The 21,595-nt window shown below is 65.8% G+C and carries 22 protein-coding genes; 6 read left to right on the forward strand and 16 right to left on the reverse strand.

Features of this window, described 5'->3' with window-relative positions; genetic code table 11:
* Positions 1-6: 6 nt before the first annotated feature.
* Together F3K02_RS05250 and pobA are read right to left on the reverse strand one after the other, a co-directional pair.
* The gene (locus tag F3K02_RS05250) at positions 7-924 is read right to left on the reverse strand and encodes a CoA transferase (RefSeq protein WP_177134028.1); all 918 of its coding nucleotides are present in this window, start codon (positions 922-924) and stop codon (positions 7-9) included.
* An 85-nt stretch (positions 925-1,009) separates the two neighbouring features.
* Positions 1,010-2,194, reverse strand: coding sequence for a 4-hydroxybenzoate 3-monooxygenase (gene pobA, locus F3K02_RS05255; protein WP_177134029.1), 1,185 nt, complete (start codon positions 2,192-2,194; stop codon positions 1,010-1,012).
* 145 nt (positions 2,195-2,339) lie between these two features.
* Between pobA and F3K02_RS05260 the strand changes: the two genes are divergently transcribed.
* The gene (locus tag F3K02_RS05260) at positions 2,340-3,122 is read left to right on the forward strand and encodes an IclR family transcriptional regulator domain-containing protein (RefSeq protein WP_177134031.1); all 783 of its coding nucleotides are present in this window, start codon (positions 2,340-2,342) and stop codon (positions 3,120-3,122) included.
* 117 nt (positions 3,123-3,239) lie between these two features.
* Here F3K02_RS05260 and F3K02_RS05265 read toward each other — a convergent pair whose 3' ends face one another.
* The 6 genes from F3K02_RS05265 to F3K02_RS05290 all read right to left on the reverse strand — a co-directional run bounded on the left by F3K02_RS05265 (position 3,240) and on the right by F3K02_RS05290 (position 10,167).
* Entirely contained in the window at positions 3,240-3,953 is a 714-nt protein-coding gene (locus F3K02_RS05265; RefSeq protein WP_177134033.1) for an ABC transporter ATP-binding protein, read from the reverse strand.
* 2 nt (positions 3,954-3,955) lie between these two features.
* The gene (locus F3K02_RS05270; protein ID WP_177134035.1) at positions 3,956-4,717 is read right to left on the reverse strand and encodes an ABC transporter ATP-binding protein; all 762 of its coding nucleotides are present in this window, start codon (positions 4,715-4,717) and stop codon (positions 3,956-3,958) included.
* Entirely contained in the window at positions 4,714-5,706 is a 993-nt protein-coding gene (locus tag F3K02_RS05275; protein WP_177134037.1) for a branched-chain amino acid ABC transporter permease, read from the reverse strand. Before F3K02_RS05275 ends, F3K02_RS05270 begins: the two co-directional genes overlap by 4 nt.
* A 16-nt stretch (positions 5,707-5,722) precedes the next feature.
* Complete coding sequence (locus F3K02_RS05280) at positions 5,723-6,586, reverse strand: branched-chain amino acid ABC transporter permease (RefSeq protein ID WP_177134039.1); 864 nt, start codon at positions 6,584-6,586, stop codon at positions 5,723-5,725.
* Positions 6,587-6,661: 75 nt separating this feature from the next.
* Complete coding sequence (locus F3K02_RS05285; protein ID WP_177134041.1) at positions 6,662-7,849, reverse strand: ABC transporter substrate-binding protein; 1,188 nt, start codon at positions 7,847-7,849, stop codon at positions 6,662-6,664.
* Between the two features lie 344 nt (positions 7,850-8,193).
* Positions 8,194-10,167 carry a peptidase U32 family protein gene (locus F3K02_RS05290; RefSeq protein WP_177134043.1) on the reverse strand — a complete coding sequence of 658 codons (1,974 nt, stop codon included), beginning with the start codon at positions 10,165-10,167 and terminating at the stop codon, positions 8,194-8,196.
* A gap of 81 nt (positions 10,168-10,248) precedes the next feature.
* Here F3K02_RS05290 and F3K02_RS05295 point away from each other — a divergent pair, with 81 nt between their 5' ends.
* Positions 10,249-11,007, forward strand: coding sequence for an alpha/beta fold hydrolase (locus F3K02_RS05295; RefSeq protein WP_177134046.1), 759 nt, complete (start codon positions 10,249-10,251; stop codon positions 11,005-11,007).
* A complete protein-coding gene (locus F3K02_RS05300) occupies positions 11,007-11,771 on the forward strand; it encodes an acetyltransferase domain-containing protein (protein WP_177134048.1) in 765 nt (254 codons plus the stop codon). Before F3K02_RS05295 ends, F3K02_RS05300 begins: the two co-directional genes overlap by 1 nt.
* On the opposite strand, the gene F3K02_RS05305 is transcribed toward F3K02_RS05300, so the two are convergent.
* The 6 genes from F3K02_RS05305 to F3K02_RS05330 form a co-directional block, all read right to left on the reverse strand.
* Positions 11,772-12,419 carry a GntR family transcriptional regulator gene (locus tag F3K02_RS05305; RefSeq protein ID WP_177134050.1) on the reverse strand — a complete coding sequence of 216 codons (648 nt, stop codon included), beginning with the start codon at positions 12,417-12,419 and terminating at the stop codon, positions 11,772-11,774.
* Positions 12,416-13,804 (reverse strand): aspartate aminotransferase family protein, encoded by a 1,389-nt coding sequence (locus tag F3K02_RS05310; protein ID WP_177134052.1) that lies wholly within the window; start codon positions 13,802-13,804, stop codon positions 12,416-12,418. Before F3K02_RS05310 ends, F3K02_RS05305 begins: the two co-directional genes overlap by 4 nt.
* A gap of 10 nt (positions 13,805-13,814) precedes the next feature.
* Entirely contained in the window at positions 13,815-15,161 is a 1,347-nt protein-coding gene (locus F3K02_RS05315; RefSeq protein ID WP_177134054.1) for a glutamine synthetase family protein, read from the reverse strand.
* A 137-nt stretch (positions 15,162-15,298) separates the two neighbouring features.
* On the reverse strand, positions 15,299-16,078 hold the full coding sequence (locus F3K02_RS05320; protein WP_177134056.1) for a peptidylprolyl isomerase: 780 nt from the start codon (positions 16,076-16,078) through the stop codon (positions 15,299-15,301).
* Positions 16,079-16,143: 65 nt separating this feature from the next.
* Positions 16,144-16,428 carry a BolA family protein gene (locus F3K02_RS05325; RefSeq protein WP_177134058.1) on the reverse strand — a complete coding sequence of 95 codons (285 nt, stop codon included), beginning with the start codon at positions 16,426-16,428 and terminating at the stop codon, positions 16,144-16,146.
* Entirely contained in the window at positions 16,425-16,982 is a 558-nt protein-coding gene (locus tag F3K02_RS05330) for a septation protein A (protein WP_177134060.1), read from the reverse strand. The genes F3K02_RS05325 and F3K02_RS05330 overlap by 4 nt, the downstream gene beginning before the upstream one ends.
* Between F3K02_RS05330 and F3K02_RS05335 the strand changes: the two genes are divergently transcribed.
* From F3K02_RS05335 to F3K02_RS05345, 3 genes are all read left to right on the forward strand, one after another.
* Complete coding sequence (locus tag F3K02_RS05335; protein ID WP_177134062.1) at positions 16,923-18,101, forward strand: DUF533 domain-containing protein; 1,179 nt, start codon at positions 16,923-16,925, stop codon at positions 18,099-18,101. The genes F3K02_RS05330 and F3K02_RS05335 overlap by 60 nt on opposite strands.
* A 162-nt stretch (positions 18,102-18,263) precedes the next feature.
* The gene (locus tag F3K02_RS05340; protein ID WP_177134064.1) at positions 18,264-18,761 is read left to right on the forward strand and encodes a hypothetical protein; all 498 of its coding nucleotides are present in this window, start codon (positions 18,264-18,266) and stop codon (positions 18,759-18,761) included.
* A gap of 83 nt (positions 18,762-18,844) precedes the next feature.
* Complete coding sequence (locus F3K02_RS05345; RefSeq protein WP_177134066.1) at positions 18,845-19,267, forward strand: MAPEG family protein; 423 nt, start codon at positions 18,845-18,847, stop codon at positions 19,265-19,267.
* A gap of 9 nt (positions 19,268-19,276) precedes the next feature.
* Here the strand turns inward: F3K02_RS05345 and cysK are convergent, their stop codons facing one another.
* Together cysK and F3K02_RS05355 are read right to left on the reverse strand one after the other, a co-directional pair.
* The gene (gene cysK, locus F3K02_RS05350) at positions 19,277-20,197 is read right to left on the reverse strand and encodes a cysteine synthase A (RefSeq protein WP_177134068.1); all 921 of its coding nucleotides are present in this window, start codon (positions 20,195-20,197) and stop codon (positions 19,277-19,279) included.
* Positions 20,198-20,284: 87 nt separating this feature from the next.
* Complete coding sequence (locus F3K02_RS05355) at positions 20,285-21,421, reverse strand: iron-containing alcohol dehydrogenase (protein ID WP_177134070.1); 1,137 nt, start codon at positions 21,419-21,421, stop codon at positions 20,285-20,287.
* Positions 21,422-21,595 lie beyond the last annotated feature (174 nt).

Genomic DNA, 21,595 nt, shown 5'->3' on the forward strand with positions numbered 1-21,595 from the left:
CTGGCGTCAGGCTGCCAGCGTGTGCAGTGGGATGTCTTTCGCGACAGCCAGCTTGTCAAGCTGCTGGCGCGTCTTGCCCGCGAGGAAGCGGGCCATGGCGGCGTGGGTGTCCGGCTTGAACATCGTGCCCATGCCCTCAAAGGGCATGCCAGCGGCGGCGCAGAGTGCGGCCGCAAAGTGCGGCTCCAGCGCGGCCACGGCCACGCGACCGTTCTTGCAGGGATAGACACGGTAGCCGGCGTGCGCGCCGCCGACGGCCCCCTGCGCTTGCGTCAGACCCCAGCTGCGGGGCAGGGCGAGCCAGGATGCGGCATCCGACAACGCTACGGCCTGAAACGATCCCTTGCCGCTGGTTTTCTGCGCCAGCATCGACTGGAGTACCGCTTCGCTGGCCATCAGGGCGCCACCCATGTCCGCGAACAGCGTGGCCGGCAGGTCCAGGCCTGTGATCAGTCCCGCGTCGGCGAGGTAGGTGAGATCGTGGCCCGGCTCTTCGGCGCGCGCGCCCGGCGCACCCACGATGGTCACCACAGAAAGTTGCGGATGGGCCTTGTGCAGCGCCTTCCAGCCCAGGCCCAGCTTGGCCAGCGCCGAAGGTCGGAACGAGGTGAGCAGCACGTCGCTGCGCGCCAGTTCCTGGTGCAGGCGGGCCCGGCCCTTGTCCGATTTCAAGTCGATGCCCAGCACCTTGATGCCATCGTGAAGCGTGGCGTAAGCGGTCGGGTTGTACTGACCCATCGGGTCACCGCTGGTGCCGGTGGGCGCACCCTTGGGGCCGGGTGGCTCGGCCTTGAGACAGGTGGCGCCCATGGCCTTGAGGCGCATGAGCGCGGCCGGGCCGGGCAGGTTAAGCGCCAGGCTGAGGATTCGGACACCGCGCAGCGGCTTGAGGGGTTTGATCGAGGTGGGGGCGGGTTTGGACATGGCGCTACGGATTGACGTTCACGTCAATGTACCGCCAAGTCACTTCGAGATCTGCGCGCAGGTGACACCCGCAGTCTCGCCGCACTCACTCGCCGAAATTCAGCGGCAGACCGACGTAGTTTTCGGCAATGGTTTTCAGGCCCGACTCGGAGTGCATCAGGTAATCCAGCTCGGCCTGCTGCAGCTTGCCCGTGATGGCGCCGTCATCGGGGAAGTTGTGCATGATGGACGTGAACCACCAGCTGAAGCGTTCGGCGCGCCAGATGCGCTTGAGGCAGCGCTCGGAGTAGCTGTCGATGCCGGCCTCGGTCTTGTCCTGGTAGAACTCGACGATGGCGTTGGAAAGGTACTTCACGTCGGTCGCGGCGAGGTTCAGGCCCTTGGCGCCGGTGGGTGGCACGATGTGGCCCGCGTCACCGGCCAGGAACATGCGGCCAAATCGCAATGGCTCGGTGACGAAGCTGCGCAGCGGCGCAATGCTTTTCTCCAGGCTGGGACCGGTGATCAGTTTTTCAGCCGCTTCCGGGTCCAGGCGCAGTTTCAGCTCGTTCCAGAAAGCGTCGTCGCTCCACTGTTCGATCTTGTCGGTCAGCGGCACCTGCAGGTAGTAGCGGCTGCGCGTGGCGCTGCGCTGCGAACACAGGGCAAAACCGCGTGGGTGGTTCACGTAGATCAGTTCGTGGTGCACCGGCGGTGTGTCCGACAGCAGGCCGAGCCAGCCGAACGGGTACACCTTTTCGAATTCCTTGATGGCCGAGCGCGGCGCACTGGCGCGGCACACGCCGTGAAAGCCATCGCAACCGGCGATGAAGTCGCAATCGATGGTGTGTGTCTGGCCGTCTTTCTCGTAAGTCACACGCGGCTGGGTGGTGTCGAAATCGTGCACCTGCACGTTGGCGGCCTCGTAGACCGTGGGCAGGCCCGCGGCCTTGCGCGCATCCATCAGATCGTGGGTGACTTCGGTCTGGCCATAGACCATGACCTTCTTGCCGCCGGTGAGCTTCTCCAGGTCGATGCGGTGGCGCGTTCCGTTGAACAGCATGTCGAAGCCGGTGTGCACCAGGCCTTCGGCATGCATGCGCTGGCCCACGCCCGCTTCGTCCAGCAAATCGGTCGCCACTTGTTCAAGGACACCGGCACGGATGCGCCCGAGCACGTACTCGGGCGTCTGGCGTTCCACGATGATGGCGTCGATGCCGGCCTTGTGCAGCAATTGGCCGAGCAGCAGGCCGGAGGGGCCGGCGCCGATGATGGCGACTTGGGTTCGCATGGTGTTGTCTCCTGAAAATTGGGATCAGCAGACAGCGTAATTTTTGCTGCTTGCGGTGGCAAGGGTAGGGCACCAGCAATGAGCGATCATCAGATCGGTTGTGCGATCACCGCGCAATACACCTGAAAACTCCGATAATCCCGGCATGACCAGCGACACCCGACACATCGCCAAAGCCGACTTCATCGAGGGCATGGCCAAGGGCATGGCCGTGCTGGAGAGTTTCGACACCGAACGCCAGCGCCTCAACGCCACCCAGGCCGCCGAGCGCGCGGGCCTGACCCGGGCCGCGGCGCGGCGCCACCTGCTGACACTGGCCTATCTGGGGTACCTCGACACCGACGGCAGCCACTACTGGCTTTCGGCCAAAGTGTTGCGGTTTTCGGGCAGCTACCTGTCGTCGGCGCGCCTGCCGCGCCTGTTGCAGCCGACGCTGAACCGGCTGGCCGCGCAGACGCGCGAGTCGTTCTCGGCCGTGGTGCTCGACGTGGACGAGGTGGTGATCGTGGCGCGCAGCGCCTCGGTAGGGGGCCAGCGGCTGATGGCCTATGGCCTGCACCTGGGTGCACGCCTGCCGGTGCACGCCACGTCCACCGGCCGGGTGCTGCTGGCCGCGTTGCCGCGTGCAGAATTCAGCGCCTGGCTCAAGGGCCGCGAACTGGCGCGGCTGACGCCCAAGACAACCATCGACCACAAGGCTTTTCGAGCCATCGTGGCCCGGGTGCGGGCCGACGACTTCGCGGTCGCCAGCGAGGAACATGAGTTGGGCGTGCATGCGCTGGCGGTGCCGCTGCGCAACATGAAAGGCCAGACCGTGGCGGCGCTCAACGTGGTGGCCTCGCCCGACCGGCTCGCACCCGATGTGATGCACAAAGACCTGCTGCCGCTGCTGCTGGACGCGGCGCGGGAACTCAGACCGCTGCTTTAAAAGCAGCGCCATCCCCGGCGCAGGCGTCTTTACGCCAGAACGCTTTGGTCCCGGCTTTGCCGGGCCGCACCGCGTTGCCCCCTTGAGGGGGTCGCGCGAAGCGCGGCAGGGGTGGACCTACACCCCGAGGTATTGCTCCAGCAACTCAGGCTTTGAAAGCAGTTCGTCCGAGCTGCCCTCGAACACCACCTCGCCCTTGATCAGAATGACGTTGCGGTCGGTGATCTGGGTCACGTGTTTCCAGTTCTTGTCCACGATCACGCTGCTGATGCCGCTTTCGCGGATCAGCCCGCAGATGCGCCAGATTTCGCGCGCGATCAGCGGCGCCAGGCCTTCGGTGGCTTCGTCGAGGATCAGCACGTCCGGGTTGGTCATCAGCGCGCGGCCGATGGTCAGCATCTGCTGCTCGCCGCCGCTGAGCTGCTGGCCGCCGTGGTTCAGGCGCTCGGCCAGGCGGGGAAAGGTCTCCAGCACGCGGTCGTAGGTCCAGTCGCGCTGGCCCTTCGTGCCGGCGCGGGCCGACATGACCAGGTTTTCCTTCACGCTCAGGTTGCCGAAGATGCCGCGGCCTTCGGGCACGTAGGCCAGCCCCAAGCGCGCGATCTCGAACGTCGAGGCACCCGTCATGGGCCGGCCCTTGATCAGCACGCCGCCGCCGCTGGGCTTGACGATGCCCATGAGCGACTTGAGCAGGGTGGTCTTGCCCATGCCATTGCGGCCCATCAGGCCGATGGTCTGGCCCTGGCCGACGGTGAAGTCCACGCCGCGCAGGATGTGGCTGGCGCCGTAGTGGGTGTGCAGGCCGGTGGCCTGGATCAGCGGTTCGCTCATGTTCAGTGTTCCTCGCCCAGATAGGCGGCCTGCACCAGCGGATCGCTGCGCACCTGGGCCGGCGTGCCGCTGGCGATCACCTGGCCGTTGACCATCACGGTGAGCTGGTCGGCCAGCGAAAACACGGCGTCCATGTCGTGCTCGACCAGCATCATGGCGTGGTCTTTCTTCAGCTTCTGCAGCAGGGCGATCATGCTTTCGGCCTCGGCCTGCCCCATGCCGGCGAGCGGTTCGTCCAGCAGCAGCACGGTGGGTTCGGTCGCCAGCGTCATGGCGATTTCGAGCTGGCGCTGTTCACCGTGGCTGATGGTGGCGGCCACGGTCTGGCTGCGTTGCGTCAGGCCCGCGAGCTCGATGGCGCGTTCGCAGCGCTGGTTCACCTGGGTCATGCCGGAGGCGGCGCTGAGCCAGCGCAGCGGGTTCCAGGGCGCATGGCGTTCGCGCGACTGGGCGGCCAGGCGCACGTTGTCCCACACGGTGAACGGCAGGAAGATGTTGGTCTTCTGGTAGCTGCGGCCCAGTCCCAGGCGGGAGATGCTCTCCGGGCTGTGGCCGGCGGTTTCCGCGCCGTTGAGCGTGATGCGGCCCGAGGTCGGTGGCAGGTCGCCCGAGAGCAGGTTGGTCAGGGTGGACTTGCCCGCGCCGTTGGGGCCGATCACGGCGTGGATGCGGTCGCGGAACAGGTCCACGGAAACATCGTTCACCGCGGCAAGACCGCCGAACCGCTTGACGAGCTTCTGGGCTGACAGCAGAAGTTCGCTCATGCCGCGTCCTTCTTTTTCATGAAACGCTCACCCAGACCCAGCAGGCCGCGCGGGGCGAACACCACGACCAGCACGATGAAGCTGCCCATGAGCAGCTGCCAGTGTTTGGTCAGGTCCTTGAAGAAGTGCATCACGTATTCGAAGGCGAAGGCGCCGACGATGGCACCGGCGAAGTTGCCCATGCCGCCGAGGATGACCATCATGATGGCGTGTGCGCTCATGTGAAAGCCCATCAGTTCGGGGTTCACGAAGCCGGTCTGAGCGGCCCACAGGTAGCCCGCCACGCCAGCCAGCGTGCCGGCCAGGCCGAAGGCGGCGAGCTTGTAGCCGAAGGTGCCGTAGCCCACAGCGCGCATGCGGTGCTCGTTGACGCGGATGCCCGCCAGCACGCGGCCAAAGGGCGAAAACAGCAGGCGGCGCAGGAAGGCGTAGATGCCCACCAGTATGACCAGCGTGAAGTAGAAGAATGTGGTCTTGTTTTCCAGGTCGATGCCGGTCCAGCCGAAGAGGCTGGCGTCGGGCCGGAAGTTCACGTACAGGCCGTCCGAGCCACCCAGTTCCTTGTTGTCAAAGAACAGGAAGAACACCATCTGCGCGAACGCCATGGTGACCATGATGAAGTAGATGCCGTGCGTGCGCACCACGAAAAAGCCGATCACCAGGGCAGCCAGGCCAGCCCCCAGTGCCGCCACGGGCAGCGACCACCACAGGCTCACGGGCACGTCGGCCGGTGTCAGGAAGGCGAGGGCGTAACCCGCCAGGCCGAAGTAGGCCGCGTGGCCGAGCGAGACCAGACCGGTCACGCCCTGCAGCAGGTCCAGGCTCATGGCGAAGATGGCCAGGATCATCATCTGCGAGAGCATCTGCAGGTAGAAGTCCGAGCTGTCGGACGGGATCAGCGGGAACGCGGCCAGGGCGATCGCGCCCAGCGCCAGCAGCGCCTGCACGCCCTTGGGCAAGGTTTCCAGAGTGGCTTTGGGGGAACTCATGCGAAGGTGACCGTGTTCATTGTTTGAACAAGCCTTCCGGCTTGTAGAGCAGCACGCCGGCCATCAGCATGTAGACCGCCATGCCGGCGATCTGCGGCACGAGCACCTTGCCGAAGGTGTCCACCAGGCCCACCAGCAAAGCCGACACCAGCGCGCCGCGCACCGAGCCGATGCCGCCGATGACGACCACCACGAAACACATGATCAGCACCGAGCTGCCCATGCCGGGGTAGACGCTGGAGATCGGCGAGGCGATCATGCCGGCGATGGCCGCCAGGGCCACGCCGAGCGCGAACACCACGCCGTGGATCAGGCGGATGTTGATGCCCAGCGATTCGGTCATTTCGCGGTTGAAGGCGCCGGCGCGGATCTTCATGCCGAGGCGGGTTTTCGAGATCAGGAAATACAGGCCCAGCGCCAGCACCACACACACCACCGAGATCACCAGCCGGTAGACCGGGTAAGACAGGTTCTCGGTCAGCGGAATGGACCAGTTCACGAGTTCGGGCACGGGCACCGAGTGCACGTCGTCGCCCCAGAGGATGGAGCGCACCTCTTCAAAGATGTAGATCAGCCCGAAGGTGAGCAGCACCTGGTCGAGGTGGTCGCGGTGGTAGAAGTGGCGGAACAGCAGCCACTCCAGCGCCCAGCCCAGCGCCACGGCGATCAGCGTGCCAACCACGATGGCCAGCACCAGGCTGTCGAACTGCGATGCCAGGAACCAGGCCAGGTAGGCGCCCAGCATGTAGAAGCTGCCGTGCGCCAGGTTGACCACGCCCATGATGCCGAAGATCAGCGTCAGGCCAGCGGCCAGCATGAACAGCAACAGGCCGTATTGCAGGCTGTTGAGCAACTGGATCAGGAAGTTGGCGAAGTCCATCGGATCGGTGATTGGGCGCAGACAGGGCCTGCACCTCGAAAGGCGCAGACCACGGGCAAGGTTTCAGAACCGGGCTCAGCCCATGCGGCAGCCGGTGGCCGGATCGGCCACGGCTTTCTGCGCGATGCCGATGACCTTGTTTTCCTTGTTTTCCACCTTGCGCAGGTACATGTCCTGGATGGGGTTGTGGGCCTTGCTCATGGTCCACTGGCCACGCGGGCTGTCGATGGTCGCGCCCTCCATGGCGGCGTACAGCGCCTTCTTGTTCGACAGGTCGCCCTTGACCGCGTTGGCGCCCTTGATCAGCAGCAGGCCGGTGTCGTAACCCTGCACGGCGTACACGTCGGGCTGGGCCTTGAAGGTCTTGGCATAGTCGAGGCGGAATTTTTTGTTGCGCGGTGTGTCCAGCGCATCGCTGTAGTGCATGGTGGTCAGCACCCCGTCGGCGGCCGGGCCGGCGGCTTCGAGCACACCCTCGGTCAGGAAGCCCGAACCGTAGAGCTGGATGTTCTTGGAGAGGCCGGCCGCATGGAAGTCGCGCAGGAACTTGGCGGCGCCGCCACCGGCGAAGAAGCAGGCCACGGCGTCGGGCTTGAGCGAGGCGATCTCGGTCAGCAGGGCCTGGAACTCCACGTTCGGGAAGGGCAGGCCGAGTTTCTTGACGATGGTGCCGCCCGCGGCGGTGTAGCTCTGTTCGAAGCCTTCGAAGGCTTCTTCGCCAGCGGCGTAGTTCCAGGTGATCCAGACGGCCTTCTTGTGGCCGCGGTCCACCATGGCCTTGCCCAACGCCAGCGTGGGTTGCGAGTTGGTGAACGAGGTGCGGAACACATTGGGTGAGCACTGGGCGCGGGTAGCCACGTGCACACCGGCGTTGGGGATCAGGCTGAGCACACCGCTGTCGCGCGCCACCTTGTGGATGCCCATCTGAACGCCAGAGTGCACCGTGCCCACCAGCACGTCGACCTTGTCGCGCTGCACCAGGCGGTTGGCGTTTTCGATGCCCTTGGCCGGGTTGGACTCATCGTCCACCTTGAAGAACTCCACCTCGCGACCACCGAGCTTGCCGCCTTGTTCGTTCAGCGCCATGCGAAAGCCGTTCTCGATGGCCACGCCGAGCTGGGCAAACGTGCCGGTGTAGGGGAGCATGAAGCCGACACGCACCTTGTCGGACTGGGCATGCACGATCTGCGGCAGCAGCAAGCCACTGGACGCAGCACCGATCACGGCGGCGCTGCGGGTAAGGATTTCTCGGCGGGTGGTCATGGTCTTTCTCCTGTTGGTGGTGTGTATGGACCGGCTCAATGTATGCGGCTGGTGCGGACGTGTGGATAGTGAATTACCCGTACTTGATGTCTAAACTATTTAGCCCTGAAGCCTGGGGCGGTTGCATTCCAACGGTTGCAGCTGGGTTGAAACCCCCGACTGGAAGGAAAGCACGACAAAAAACAGGAATTAAAGTGCCGGAAAACCGCCCCCAATCGCCGCGCGCTCACAGGCAATATACTGCATATCACCCATCCGCCAGCTAGCAGAAACCCTTGGTTTAGCCGCGAACGAGCGGATACCAAGGCACGCTCGCGCTGGGCGCAGCCAGCCAACGGAAGCGCTCAAAGCGGGATGGCCGAGCCCGGTCGCGTCCGGTAAAACTTCAGCGGGCTGCTCTGCCCGGCCTTCAGCACCGATGGCCGCACCTTGCCCACCACGTGCATCTCGCAGGGTTTGCAGTCGAAGCGCAGCGTGAGCTTTTCATGGCCGTTGATGAGCTGCATGGGCTCGGCCTTCACCGTGCCCTGTACACCGGTCACACCCTTCGCCTGCTTGGGGCAGAGGCTGAGCGAGAAGCGCACACAGTGCTTGGTGATCATCAGGCTCACTTCGCCTTCTTCTTCGTGGCTCTCGTAGGCCGCGGCGATCACCTTCACACCGTGTTTCGCATAGAAGTCGCGCGCCTTGTGGTTGAACACGTTGGCGAGGTAGGTGAGCGTGTCTTCCGGGTAGGCCACGGGCGGCTCCACCGGCTTCGCGCGGGGCAGGCGGGTCCAAGCGGCGGCGCGCGCGGCTTCCAGCGCGTCGATGGCTTCGCGGCGCAGCGGGTTGAGCAGTGAAGCGGGCACAAAGCGCGGGCCTTGCAGGTTCAGCGCCACGTCCAGCGGCTGGAAGATGGTTTCACCGAGCCGGGCGAGCGCTTCGCGCAGCTTGGCGCCGGCCTGGGCCGGGTCATTGGCGGCTTCCAGCCCGCAGGGCAGGGTGGTGGTGGCGCTGTGGCCGTCTTCGTCCGTGGCGGTGAGGCTCAGGCCTTCGGGTGTTTCGTCCAGCTTCAGCCAGGCGCCGATTCGCCGCTCGGCCGACTTTTTCTCCAACCCGCGCACCCAGTCCATGTCGCGGTTGCGGTTGACCTGCACGCCTTTTCGCAAGTCCTTGAAGCTGTCCAGGGCGTCTTTGGGGAACACGCGCCAGAGGCCCGGGTTGCCAGCCGACTCCGCCCGGTTGATCTGCAGGCCGGTCAGTTCTTTCTGCAAATCGAGGTAACACAGGCCGTCGCCGTTGTGGATCACCGTGGCCGGATCGTCGGTTTCGAGTTCCACGAAGTTGGGGCCAACCTTCGTCACGTAGCCGATCGGGCGGCCCGGGTTCTTGGGCGTGTCGAAGGCGCCGATGTCTTCCTGCCGGCCCTGCACGAAGTAGTCGGTGAACTCGCGGTTGAAGTTCTGGTCCGGGTCGGGCTGGAAGCTGAAGGTGCATTCGCCGCTGGACGCACGCGCCAGCTCGGGGCGTTCTTCCAGGATCTCGTCGAACAGCACGCGGTAGTGCGCGGTGATGTTCTTCACATAGGCCATGTCCTTGTAGCGGCCTTCGATCTTGAAACTGCGCGCGCCGGCGTCGATCAGGGCGCGCAGGTTGTTGCTCTGGTTGTTGTCTTTCATCGAGAGCACGTGTTTGTCGTGCGCAACGATGCGGCCCTGGCTGTCCTTCACTTCATATGGCAAGCGGCAGGCCTGCGAGCAGTCGCCGCGGTTGGCGCTGCGCCCGGTGTGGGCGTGGCTGATGAAGCACTGGCCGCTGTAGGCCACGCAGAGGGCGCCGTGGATGAAAAACTCCAGCGTGCAGCGCTCCGGGTCGGTGGCGGCGCGGATGTCGGCGATCTGCTGCAGCGTGAGTTCGCGCGCCAGCACGATCTGGGAGAGGCCCACGTCCTGCAGAAAACGCGCTTTCTCGGGTGTGCGGATGTCGGTCTGCGTGCTCGCGTGCAGCTGGATCGGCGGCAGGTCGATTTCCAGCAGGCCCATGTCCTGGATGATCAGCGCGTCCACACCCGCGTCGTACAACTGCCAGGCCAGCTTGCGCGCCGGCTCCAGTTCGTCGTCGCGCAGGATGGTGTTCATCGTCGTGAAGATGCGGCTGCCGAAGCGGTGCGCGTGTTTCGCCAGCCGGGCGATCTCTTTCACCGAGTTGTCGGCGCTGGTGCGCGCGCCAAACGACGGCCCGCCGATGTAGACCGCGTCGGCCCCGTGGTTCACCGCCTCGATGCCGATGTCGGCGTCGCGGGCGGGGGAGAGAAGTTCGAGTTGGTGAGGCAGCATGGTGAATCGACAAAAGGGCAGTGCAGAATCGGGCGGAAAACACCCGCTGAAAACAGCCCGATATTGTCCCGGAGAACCCGCATGTCTGCACCCCTTGATCTTTCCAGCACGGCCATGGTGCTGGTGCACGGCTCCTGGCACGGCGCCTGGTGCTGGAAGCGCGTCCTGCCGCTGCTGCGTGGCGTGGGCGTTGAAACCCACGCCGTCACGCTCACCGGCGTGGGCGAGCGGGCGCACCTGCTGAGCCCGTCGGTGGGCATTGACACCCACATCCAGGACGTGATCGGCCTGATCGAGGCCGAGGAACTGCAGCGCGTGGTGCTGGTGGGCCACAGCTACGCGGGCAACCTGATCACCTGTGTGGCCGACCGCTTGCAGCGCTCGCGCCCGGGTCTGCTGCGCCACCTAGTCTACCTGGACGCGGGTATTCCGACGCCGGGCAGCAGCTGGAGCACACCCCATTCCTCCGAAACCGTGGCCAGGCGCGTGGCCGAGGGCCAGGCCAGCGGTGGCCTGAGCTTTCCGCCGCCGGATGCCAGCGTGTTCGGCCTGACCGGCGCCGACCGCGACTGGGTCAATCGCCGCCAGACGCCGCAGCCCTTCCGCCTCTACCAGGAGCCGCTGAGCTTCGACCCGGCGCTGGTCTGGGCCATTCCGCACAGCTTCATCGATTGCACGAATCCGCCGCTGCCGACGATTGATGCCGCCAGAAAGCGCGTGCGCAGCGAACCGGGCTGGACCGTGCACGAACTGGCCACGGGGCACGACCCGATGGTGAGCGCGCCGCGCGAACTGGCGCAGTTGCTGCTGGCGATCCACCATCGGTCGAGCCAAGGCTGATGCCGCCGGTGACCCCGCTTTCCACGCAGCGGCTGAACCGCATCGACCTGCTGCGCGCAGCGGCCATGTTGTGGATGACGGCCTACCACTTCTGTTTCGACCTGGATCACTTCGGCCTGATCCATGAGAACTTCGCCCGCGACCCGTTCTGGACCTGGCAGCGCAGCGCCATCGTGAGCGGCTTCCTGTTCACCGCCGGACTGTCTCAGGCCGTGGCGCTGTCGCAGGGCCTGGACTGGCCACGCTTCTGGAGGCGCTGGTCGCAGGTGGCTGTCGCGGCGCTGCTGGTCACGGCGGGTTCGGCGCTGATGTTCCCCAGGAGCTTCATCTACTTCGGTGTGCTACACGGCATCGCGGTAATGCTGATCGTGGTGCGGTTCACGGCGGGCTGGGGCAGCTGGCTCTGGCCGGCCGGCGCACTGGTCATCGCGGCCAAGTTCATCGCATCGACGGCGATCGCGGCGATGCCAGTGCTGGAATTTCTCAACGCCCCGGGCTGGAACGCCCTGGGTTTCATCAGCCGCCTGCCCGTGACCGAGGACTATGTGCCGCTGCTGCCCTGGCTGGGGGTGATGTGGTGGGGCTTGGCGGCGGGGCAGTGGGCGCTGCGGCACCGGCCGCACTGGCTGGGCTCGGTGGATGCGCCGGCCAGCGGCGCGAAGAGACGGCTCGTGATGCTCGGGCGCTGGAGCCTCAGTTACTACCTGCTGCACCAGCCGGTGCTGATGGGCTTGCTGGCGGCGGTGGTCTGGTTGCGGGGCTGATCAGCCGGCGCAGAAAGGCCGCAGAAACTGCCCGGCCACAAACAGGTCTTTCTCGATGGCACGGCGCACGCCCGCGCTGTCCTTCAGACGCAGCGCCATCACCGCGTCGCCGTGCGCCTCGTTGATCACGCGCAGCGAGGCCGGCACCTCGAACAGTTTGTTGGACAGTGGCCCGACCTTGAGCCAGACGGTTTCGATCAGCGAGAGCAGGGTGGGCGAGGCGGCCGCCTGGTACAGGCGCAGGTGGAACAGCTCGTTGGCGTCCAGGTAGCCCTTGGCGTCGTTGACCTTGAGCGCGTCGCGCATCTGCTGCTCCAGTGCCAGCAGCTCGGCCACGCCGGCGGCGCCGAGCCGGTGGGCGCCGCGCTCGGCGGCCTCGCCTTCGAGCAGCAGCCGTGTCTGCAGCACGTCGTCGAACTCGGCCAGCGACAGTTTGGGCACGATCATGCCGCTGTGCGGCACATTGACCAGCGCGCCTTCGGCGGCCAGCCGCTGCAGGGCTGCGCGAACGGGCATGACGCCCACGCCGAGCTTCTCGGCGATGGCGTGGATTTTCAGCCGTTCACCCGGCAGAAACTGGCCCACAGTCACCCATTGCCGCAGGCGCGCGTAGGTGCTGTCCTGCTGGGTCGGGGTGGGTGTCTTCATGCCGTCAGGGTGATCTGCGAAAGCACCTCGTCGAGCGCACGCAGCAGCTGGCCCACGTCGTCATCGGTCGTTTGCGGGCAGACCAGCATCATGTTGTGGAAGGGCGTGATCATGACGCCGCGGTTGAGCAGAGCCAGGTGGATCAGGTGCTCCAGCTCGGGGTCCAGCACGGCCTCGGCTTCGCTGCCGTTCCGGGGCGGTGCCGAGCAGAACTGGAATTCGGTGCGCGCGCCGACTTGGGTCACGCACCAGGGCAGGCTGTGGCGTGCGATCAGACCGCGCAGGCCGCCCGCCAGCCGTTCGGCGAGCGACAGCATGTGCGCGTAGGCCGCAGGCGCCATCACCTCGGCGAGCGTGGCGCGCATCGCGGCCATGGCCAGCATGTTGCCGGTGAGCGTGGTGCCGATGCCGCTGTGGCCGGGCGGTGCATCCTGCTTGGCTTGCACGGCACGGGCGGCCAGATCGGCGCTCATGCCGTAGACCGCGCAGGGCACGCCGCCGCCCACCGGCTTGCCGAGCACCAGCGCGTCGGCCTCGATGCCGTGGGCGCGGGCGTAGCCGCCGGGGCCGGTGCTGATGGTGTGGGTCTCGTCCATGACCAGCAAGGCGCCGTGCTTTTTGATGAGGGCTTGCGCCTCGCCCCAGAACCCAGGCTCGGGCAGCACCATGCCGATATTGGTCATCACCGGCTCGGCCAGCACGCAGGCCACATCACCCTGTTGGAGGGCAGCGTCGAGTGCAGGCAGATCGTTGAACTCGACCACCACCGTGTGTTCGGTCAGGTCGTACACCTGGCCGAGCAGGCTGTCGCGTTGCACGGGCTGGCCGTTGACCAGATCGACGAACACGTCTTCGATGGTGCCGTGGTAACAGCCGTTGAACACCAGCAGCTTCTTGCGTCCGGTGGCGGCGCGGATCCAGCGCACGATGTAGCGGTTGGCGTCGGTCGCGCTCATGGCGAACTGCCAGAACGGGAGGCCGAAGCGTTCGGCCAGCAGGGCGCCGACGGCGGCGGCGTCGGCCGTGGCAAGCATGGTGGTGTAGCCGCGCATGGCCTGCTTCACCAGAGCGGCGGCGACCGGCGCGGGCGCGTGGCCGAACATGGCGCCGGTGTCGCCCAGGCAGAAATCGACCAGCGTGTGACCGTCCACGTCGGTGACCTGGGCGCCGTTGGCCTGACAGACATGCAGGGCGAAGGGTGTGCCCCAGTCGTTCATCCAGTGCAGTGGCACGCCGAACAGCAGGTGTTCGCTGGCCTGGGCCGCCAGGGCGGCCGAGGCCGGGTTGCGCTCCGCAAACGACTGGCGCTCGCGGGCGAGGAAGGCGAGGGCGCGGGTCCAGTCGAGGCCATGGCGGCTGGCCGGTTGAAGGGGGTGAGCGTTCATGGGCACCACCTCAAACCAGCAGGAGAAGGTGCTCGCGTTCCCAGGAACTGATCACGCGGTTGTAGGTGGCGTATTCCAGCTCCTTCACCGCCAGGAAGGCGTCGATGAAGGCGCCGCCGAACACATCGCGCACCGGCTCGCATTCGCGCATGCGGCGGATCGAGTCCTCCATGTGGCTGGGCAGCTCGAAGTCCATGTCCCAGGCGCTGGTTTTCATGGGCTCGCTGGGCTGGCGTTTTTCCACCATGCCGAGGTAGCCCGCGCCCAGCGTGGCGGCCATGGCCAGGTAGGGGTTCACGTCCACGCCCGGCACGCGGTTTTCCAGCCGGCGGTTGGCGGCGTCGGACTCGGGCACGCGGATGCCGCAGGTGCGGTTGTCGTAGCCCCACTGCACGTTGATCGGCGCCGACATGAAGCGCGAGAGCCGGCGGTAGGAGTTCACATAGGGCGCCAGCATCGGCATGATCTGCGGCACGTAGCGCTGAAGGCCGGCGATGTAGTGGTGGAAGGCGGGCGTGGGCGAGCCGTCTGCGTCGCTGAAGATGTTCTGCTTCGTCTCGGCGTCCAGGATGCTCTGGTGGATGTGCATCGCGCTGCCGGGCTCGGCTTCCATGGGCTTGGCCATGAAGGTGGCGAAGATGCCGTGGCGCAGCGCAGTCTCGCGCACCGTGCGCTTGAACAGGAACACGCGGTCGGCCAGGTCCATGGGCTCGCCGTGGGTGAAGTTGATCTCCATCTGGCCAGCGCCGGCTTCGTGGATCAGCGTTTCCACGCCCAGGCGGTGCACCTCGCAGAAGCGCGAGAGCTCCAGGAAGAAGGGATCGAAGTCGTTGACCGCGTCGATGGAATACGACTGGCGGCCGGCCTCGGGCTTGCCGGTGCGGCCCAGCGGCGGCTGCAGCGGTTCGTGCGGGTTCTGGTGGCGCGCCACCAGGTAAAACTCCATCTCGGGCGCCACCACCGGCTGCCAGCCTTGCGCTTCGTAGAGCGCCAGCACACGCCGCAACACGCTGCGGGGCGCGAGCGCGACCGGCGTGCCGTCGAACTCTTCGCAGTCGTGGATGATCACCGCCACCTGCTCGGCGGCCCAGGGCACCATGCGCGCGGTGGCGAGGTCGGGCACACAGACCATGTCCGGGTCGGTGTCGCCGACGAAGGCGGTGTTGTCGGGCTGCTGGCCGTTGACCGTGTTGAGCAGCACGCTCTTGGGCAGGCGCATGTGGCCAGAGTTGAGGAACAGGTCCTTGGGCAAAATCTTGCCGCGCGCGATGCCTGTCATGTCGGGGATGACGCACTCCACCTCGTGGATGCGGTGCTGGGCGAGAAACTCGCGCAAGCTGTCGGTTGAAACGTTCATATGCAGCCTGATTTGATCAAAAGTGACTGCGATTCTGTCACTTTTCTGAATTACCGAGAATATTTGATCAAATCTGACGATGAGACGAAAAAAAGCGCGACCCGGAGGTCGCGCTTGGGTAAGCCAGCGTCAGCTGCTTACTCCACCTTGGCCTTTTCCCGCAGGCTGGCCTGGAACGCTGCCACTTTCTGCTGTTTCATCTGCTGGGCGATCTGGTCCTTGATCTCTTCGAACTTGGGCAGCTGGGCCTGGCGCACATCGTCCACGCGGATGACGTGCCAGCCAAACTGGCTCTTCACCGGCGCCGGCGTCATCTGCCCTTTTTCGAGCTTGACCATGGCCTCGGAAAACTCGGCCACGTAGCTGGACGCATTGGCCCAGTCGAGGTCGCCGCCGTTGGCACCGGAGCCCGGGTCTTTCGACTGCTTCTTGGCGATGTCTTCAAATTTGGCGCCGCCCTTGATGGACGCGATGACCGCTTTGGCTTCGTCTTCCTTCTCCACCAGGATGTGGCGGGCGCGGTATTCCTTGCCACCATTGCTGGCGGCGAACTTGTCGTACTCGGCCTGGATTTCAGCGTCCGTCACCGGGTTCTTCTTTTCATAGTCCGCAAACAGCGCGCGGATCAGGATGGTCTGGCGGGCCAGTTCCATCTGGTCCTTGTATTCGGGCAGCGCGGCCACGCCGCGTTTTTGCGCTTCCTGCATGAAGATTTCGCGCAGCACGACTTCTTCTTTCAGCTGGGCGCGCACCTCGTCGGTCACCGGGCGGCCCGATGCCGCGAGCTGCTTGGCCAGCACCTCAACCCGCGCGGTCGGCACGGCTTTGCCGTTGACGATGGCCACGTTTTGCGCAGCGGCCCAGGGAGCGGCTGCAAGAAGGACGGCCGCGGTCAGGGCCGACAGGGAAAATTTCATGGTGTTCCTCGGGTGAAAAAAACGGGGGCCAACGGGCAGGGGTGCCAAGCCCGTGTGCTGGCCGGTCAGGCCTGGATTTCAATCGCCAGCGCGTGCAGGCCCGCGTCGGTGAATTTTTGCAGCGCATCATACACAAGCCGGTGTTGCGCCACGCGGCTTTTGCCCGCGAAGGCCGCCCCGCCGATGCGCACCCGGAAGTGCGTGCCGTGGCCCAGGCCGTTGGCGCCCGCATGGCCGGCGTGGGCCGCACTTTCATCGATCACTTGCAGCACCGCGGGCGCCAGGGCCTCGCGCAGCGCAGCTTCCAGAGCCGGGGCGGTGCTGATCACAGGGGTGGGTGTTGCGTTCATGGTTTCTGGGCTCCGTCGCCGGGGGTGTCGCCGTCTTTCAGGTAGCGCGCGATGTAGAGACCCTGACCGACGATGAAGACGATCGGGAACACATAACCCCAGAGCTTGAAGTTGACCCAGTCTTCGGTGGAGTAGTAGGCCGCCACATAGGCGTTGATGCCCGCCATGAAGAGGAAATAGCCGATCCAGATCACGGTGAGCCGCGCCCACACCGCGGTCGGCAGCGACAGCTGGCTGCCCAGCAATATCTGCAGGAAGTTCTTTTTCCAGATCCAGAGCGCCGCACCCAGCACGATCGCCATGCTCGCGTACAGCACGGTGGGTTTCCACTTGATGAAGCGTTCGTCGTGCAGCGCCAGGGTCAGGATGCCGAACACGATCACCAGCACCAGCGTGACCTTCTGCAGGGTCTGCAGCCGGCGGTCGATGGCGTAGATGAGGCCCGTCTGCACCAGCGTGGCGACCATGAGCACCGCGGTGGCGGTGTAGATGTCGTGCAGCTTGTAGGCCGCCACAAAAAGGCCGATGGGAAAGAAGTCGATGAGAAAACGCATGGGCCGATTATCGGGCTTGCGCTGCGGGCGCTGCGTGGCAGGGGGTATCACAACCGGCCCGGGCCAGCGCCGGAACTTGAAACACGCAACGGGCTCTACCGGGGTCCCTTGGTCACAACCCACTCGAAACACCCCATGCAAGCCAACGAACAACAGTCCATCCTCACCATCGCCCTGCTGGCCGCCTTTGCCGATGGCCACAAGGCCGACACCGAGCGCGAAGCCATCCGCAGGCTGGCCGAGACGCTGGGGCACGAGAGCGGTGGCGCCGGGCTGGCTCAGCTCTACCAGGATGTGCTGCTGAAACGCGTGTCGCTGGCCGACGCCGTGGCCGGCCTGACGGACGCCGGCCAGCGCCAGCTGGCCTATGAAATGGCGGTGTGTGTTTGTGATGCGGACGGGCGCCAGAGTCCCGCCGAGACCACGTTCCTGACCGACCTGAAAGCCCGTCTGCAACTGGACGCGGCCGAGGCCTCGGCGTTCGAGCGCGAGGAAACGGCTGTGCTCGATGCGGCCGACCAGGCCGCACCGCTGGCCGTGCCCGTGGTCGTGGCCGCTTCTGCGGCGCGAACTGTGCCGCAGGCTGCGCCGCTGGATGCCGCTCTCGATGCCCAGCTCGACAAGACCATCCTGAACGCCGCCATGCTGAACGGCGCGCTGGAGTTGTTGCCGCAATCCTGGGCCTCGATGGCCATCATCCCGCTGCAGGTGCGGCTGGTCTACAACATCGGCAAGGCCCACGGCGTGGAACTCGACCAGGGCCACATCCGCGAGTTCATCGCGGCCGCGGGCGTGGGCGCAACCTCGCAGTACATCGAGCAATTCGGTCGCAAGCTGCTCGGGGGCCTGCTGGGTAAGATGGCCGGGCGCACCGTGGGCGGTCTGGGCCGCGCAGCCACCGGTGTGGCGTTTTCGTTTGCCACCACCTACGCCCTCGGCCAGGTGGCCAAACGCTACTACGCGGGTGGTCGGGTGATGAGCACGGCGCTGTTGCAGGAGACCTTCCAGAACCTGCTCACCCCGGCCAAGCAGTTGCAGGCGCAATACCTGCCGCAGATCCAGGCACAGGCCCAGTCGCTGGACATGGGCAAGGTGCTGGCGATGGTGCGAGGCGGCTGAATTCAGCGGTGGCTTTTGTTACATGCGCGGAACCGCCGCGCTCCGGATGCCGGGTGGTTTTGGGCCAGAATCCCCAAGGGGTGTCTGTTCGTTTCCACACGGTTGCGGATCCCAACCCTTGTTATTGTTCGACTCACCCCATTTCATTTCAGGACACACCTTATGACAACCCCCATCCGCCATGCATTCAAACTGGCCGGGCTGAGCCTGGCCATCGCCGCGCTCACCGCCTGCGGCGGCAACGACGATCCGAAGCCGGGTGACACCTCGGGTGATCCGGTGGCCAAATACATCGGTTCCTGGGAGAGCGCGTGTTATGAAGACAGTGGCGCGTCGGCCCATCTGCGCGCCGACTTCACCAAGGCCTCCGCCACGGGCTTCACCGGTGAGGTGGTGGCCTACCTCTACATCGGCACCTCGTGTTCCGGCCCCAGCGTGAAGAACGAAAAGGTGTTCACCCACATGGTCATGTCGCACGACGGCACCAAGGCCGTCGGCAGCGTGACAGCCGACAAGTTCGCCGGGACTTCCGATCAGGGCTCCGCAAAAGTGCTGCTGCATGTGAACGGCAACACCCTGCAGATCGGGGACCCCGATGCCAGCAAAGACGCGCAGGGTTACCCCAACGCGTTCTACGACAAGTCGATGACGCGCATCTGATCGACGCAAGACCGATGAAGGTCTGAGCCCGGTGGCCCCAACAGGGAGGGCGCCGGGCTTTTCTCTGGGGAGGGAAAAACACCATGCCAACCACCGCGGCCATGCTGACGCCAGCTTTTGTGCTGGCCTTCTGGACCTTTCTGGTCCTCATCCGCGTGGCGGTGGTGCGCATCGGCGCAGCTCAGTGTGGCGAAATCGTGCCGGATGACTTCTGCCATGGCGAGTCGGAACGGGTGCCGCGCCACGTCAGCATCCCCAACCGCAACTACATGAACCTCCTGGAACTGCCGGTGCTGTTCTACGTGGTGAGCTTGATGGTTGTGGTGACCCGCATCGCCAGTCCGGCCATGCTCGGGCTGGCCTGGGCCTATGTGGTGCTGCGCCTGGTGCACAGTCTGGTCCACCTGACCTACAACAATGTGCTGCACCGGCTGGCGGTGTTCGCCGCCAGCAACGTGGTGTTGCTGGTGCTCTGGCTGCTGGCGGCTCTGGCGCTGCTGGGCTGACGACCGGCGTCAGGCGGGCAAGAAGCCGTCCACCGACAGGTAGCGCTCGCCGGTGTCGTAGTTGAAGCCCAGCACCACGGCGTTGGCCGGCAGTTCGGGCAGTTTCTGCGCGATGGCGGCCAGCGTCGCGCCCGACGAAATGCCGACCAGCATGCCTTCTTCGCGCGCGCAGCGGCGCGCCATCTCGCGGGCCGGTTCGGCGTCCACCTGGATCACGCCGTCGAGCAGGGCGGTGTCGAGGTTGTTGGGGATGAAGCCCGCACCGATGCCCTGGATCGGGTGGGGCGCCGGGCTGCCGCCCGAGATGACCGGAGAGGCCACCGGCTCCACCGCATACACCTTGAGCTGGGGCCATTTCGCCTTCAGCACCTTTGCGCAACCGGTGATGTGTCCCCCGGTGCCCACGCCGGTGATCAGCACATCGACACCGTCGGGGAAATCGGCGGCGATTTCGGCGGCGGTGGTCTTGGCGTGGATCGCGACGTTGGCCGGGTTGTTGAACTGCTGCGGCATCCAGGCACCGGGCGTGCTGGCGACGATCTCTTCGGCCTGGGCGATGGCGCCTTTCATGCCTTTTTCACGCGGGGTCAGGTCGAAGCTCGCGCCGTAGGCCAGCATCAGGCGGCGGCGCTCGACGGACATGCTTTCGGGCATGACCAGCACCAGCTTGTAACCCTTGACGGCCGCCACCATGGCCAGTCCGATGCCGGTGTTGCCCGAGGTGGGCTCGACGATGGTGCCGCCGGGCTGCAGGGCACCCGACTGTTCGGCGTCTTCCACCATCGCCAGCGCAATGCGGTCCTTGATCGAGCCGCCAGGGTTGCCGCGTTCGGACTTGATCCACACCTGCTGCGAGGCGCCGGCAAACAGCCGCTGGATGCGCACGTGGGGGGTGTTGCCAATGGTGTCGAGGATGTTCTGGGCCTTCATGCGGTGCTCCTGGGGTGTGTCGAAGGGCGCCAGTATCCCCTGTCTGCAAACACCTTGCAGGCCGCGACCCGGCCAAGTCCGAGCACCTCACATGGCCGTTTCAAGCATCTGGCGGTATTCCTCCGGACTGGCGATGCGCGGGTTGGTCTTGTGGCAGTGGTCGGCCAGTGCGCCTTCGATGACCTTGTCGAACAGATCGGGCGTCACGCCCATCGCGGCCAGGCCGCTGGGCAGACCCAGGCGGGCGTTCATGTCCTTGATCGCTTCGCCGATGTCGCTGCCGCTGGCCAGACCCATGGCGTGGGCCATGCGATCCAGCCGCCGGTCTTTCTTCATCGACTCGGCTTCGGCGTTGAATGCAATCACCGCGGGCAGGAACATGGCGTTGAGCGTGCCGTGGTGCAGGCGCGGGTTCACGCCGCCCAGGCTGTGGCTGAGCGAATGCACACAGCCCAGGCCTTTCTGGAACGCCATCGCGCCCTGCATGCTGGCGCTCATCATGTTCAGCCGCGCCTCGCGGTCACTGCCGTCTTTGGTGGCGCGCTCGATGTGTGCCCAGCCGCGCATCAGGCCATCCAGGCCGATGCCATCGGCCGGCGGGTTGAAGGCCGGCGCCATGAAGGTTTCCATGCAGTGGGCGATGGCGTCCATGCCGGTGGCGGCGGTCAGCAGGGGCGGCAGGCCGAGCGTGAGCTCGGGGTCGAGCAGGGCGGTCTTGGGCACCAGATGCCAGCTGTGAAAGCCGAGCTTGCGGCCGTCGTCCACGATCACGATGGCGCCGCGTGCCACCTCGCTGCCGGTGCCCGCGGTGGTGGGCACGGCGATCAACGGCGGCACGCGGTCGGTGATCTTGGGCGAGCCGCCTTCGATGGTGGCGTAGGTCTTGAGCGGGCCCTCGTGAACCGCGGCGATGGCCACGCCCTTGGCGCAGTCGATGGAGCTGCCGCCACCGAGCGCGATCAGGCCGTCGCAGCCTTCGGCCTGGTACACCGCCACGGCCGCGCGCACCGCCGCTTCGTTCGGGTTCGACGGCGTCTGGTCAAACACGGCAGGCTTCTGGCCGGGCAGGGCGGCGAGCGCCTTGTCCAGCAGCCCAGCGGCCTTCACACCCGCGTCGGACACGATCAGCGGGCGGCGGATGCCCACGCGTTCGCATTCGGCCTGCAGCTGCGCGAGCGCGCCGAAGTCGATCAGGATGTTGGTCACGTAGAGGATCTGGGCCATAAGGTTCCGCTTTCCCCCTGCGCCGCTTCGCGTCATCCCCCAAAGGGGGACCACACCAGTGGCCCGGCAAAGCCGGTTCCACGGTACGCGCTGGGTGGCGACGGGTTGTTCGAGGGCGAGGGTGTTGCCCAGCGCAGCACTGCGGCGAATATACGGCCGCGCTCTCTGGAGGCC

The sequence above is a fragment of the Hydrogenophaga aromaticivorans genome, assembly GCF_013387465.1.
In the GTDB taxonomy this organism is placed as follows: domain Bacteria; phylum Pseudomonadota; class Gammaproteobacteria; order Burkholderiales; family Burkholderiaceae_C; genus Hydrogenophaga; species Hydrogenophaga aromaticivorans.

Bases quoted from the DNA above. Each gene is read 5' to 3' on its own strand.
- F3K02_RS05250 (WP_177134028.1), bottom strand. From the start codon at position 924: ATGTCCAAACCCGCCCCCACCTCGATCAAACCCCTCAAGCCGCTGCGC.
- pobA (WP_177134029.1), bottom strand. From the start codon at position 2,194: ATGCGAACCCAAGTCGCCATCATCGGCGCCGGCCCCTCCGGCCTGCTG.
- F3K02_RS05260 (WP_177134031.1), top strand. From the start codon at position 2,340: ATGACCAGCGACACCCGACACATCGCCAAAGCCGACTTCATCGAGGGC.
- F3K02_RS05265 (WP_177134033.1), bottom strand. From the start codon at position 3,953: ATGAGCGAACCGCTGATCCAGGCCACCGGCCTGCACACCCACTACGGC.
- F3K02_RS05270 (WP_177134035.1), bottom strand. From the start codon at position 4,717: ATGAGCGAACTTCTGCTGTCAGCCCAGAAGCTCGTCAAGCGGTTCGGC.
- F3K02_RS05275 (WP_177134037.1), bottom strand. From the start codon at position 5,706: ATGAGTTCCCCCAAAGCCACTCTGGAAACCTTGCCCAAGGGCGTGCAG.
- F3K02_RS05280 (WP_177134039.1), bottom strand. From the start codon at position 6,586: ATGGACTTCGCCAACTTCCTGATCCAGTTGCTCAACAGCCTGCAATAC.
- F3K02_RS05285 (WP_177134041.1), bottom strand. From the start codon at position 7,849: ATGACCACCCGCCGAGAAATCCTTACCCGCAGCGCCGCCGTGATCGGT.
- F3K02_RS05290 (WP_177134043.1), bottom strand. From the start codon at position 10,167: ATGCTGCCTCACCAACTCGAACTTCTCTCCCCCGCCCGCGACGCCGAC.
- F3K02_RS05295 (WP_177134046.1), top strand. From the start codon at position 10,249: ATGTCTGCACCCCTTGATCTTTCCAGCACGGCCATGGTGCTGGTGCAC.
- F3K02_RS05300 (WP_177134048.1), top strand. From the start codon at position 11,007: ATGCCGCCGGTGACCCCGCTTTCCACGCAGCGGCTGAACCGCATCGAC.
- F3K02_RS05305 (WP_177134050.1), bottom strand. From the start codon at position 12,419: ATGAAGACACCCACCCCGACCCAGCAGGACAGCACCTACGCGCGCCTG.
- F3K02_RS05310 (WP_177134052.1), bottom strand. From the start codon at position 13,804: ATGAACGCTCACCCCCTTCAACCGGCCAGCCGCCATGGCCTCGACTGG.
- F3K02_RS05315 (WP_177134054.1), bottom strand. From the start codon at position 15,161: ATGAACGTTTCAACCGACAGCTTGCGCGAGTTTCTCGCCCAGCACCGC.
- F3K02_RS05320 (WP_177134056.1), bottom strand. From the start codon at position 16,078: ATGAAATTTTCCCTGTCGGCCCTGACCGCGGCCGTCCTTCTTGCAGCC.
- F3K02_RS05325 (WP_177134058.1), bottom strand. From the start codon at position 16,428: ATGAACGCAACACCCACCCCTGTGATCAGCACCGCCCCGGCTCTGGAA.
- F3K02_RS05330 (WP_177134060.1), bottom strand. From the start codon at position 16,982: ATGCGTTTTCTCATCGACTTCTTTCCCATCGGCCTTTTTGTGGCGGCC.
- F3K02_RS05340 (WP_177134064.1), top strand. From the start codon at position 18,264: ATGACAACCCCCATCCGCCATGCATTCAAACTGGCCGGGCTGAGCCTG.
- F3K02_RS05345 (WP_177134066.1), top strand. From the start codon at position 18,845: ATGCCAACCACCGCGGCCATGCTGACGCCAGCTTTTGTGCTGGCCTTC.
- cysK (WP_177134068.1), bottom strand. From the start codon at position 20,197: ATGAAGGCCCAGAACATCCTCGACACCATTGGCAACACCCCCCACGTG.
- F3K02_RS05355 (WP_177134070.1), bottom strand. From the start codon at position 21,421: ATGGCCCAGATCCTCTACGTGACCAACATCCTGATCGACTTCGGCGCG.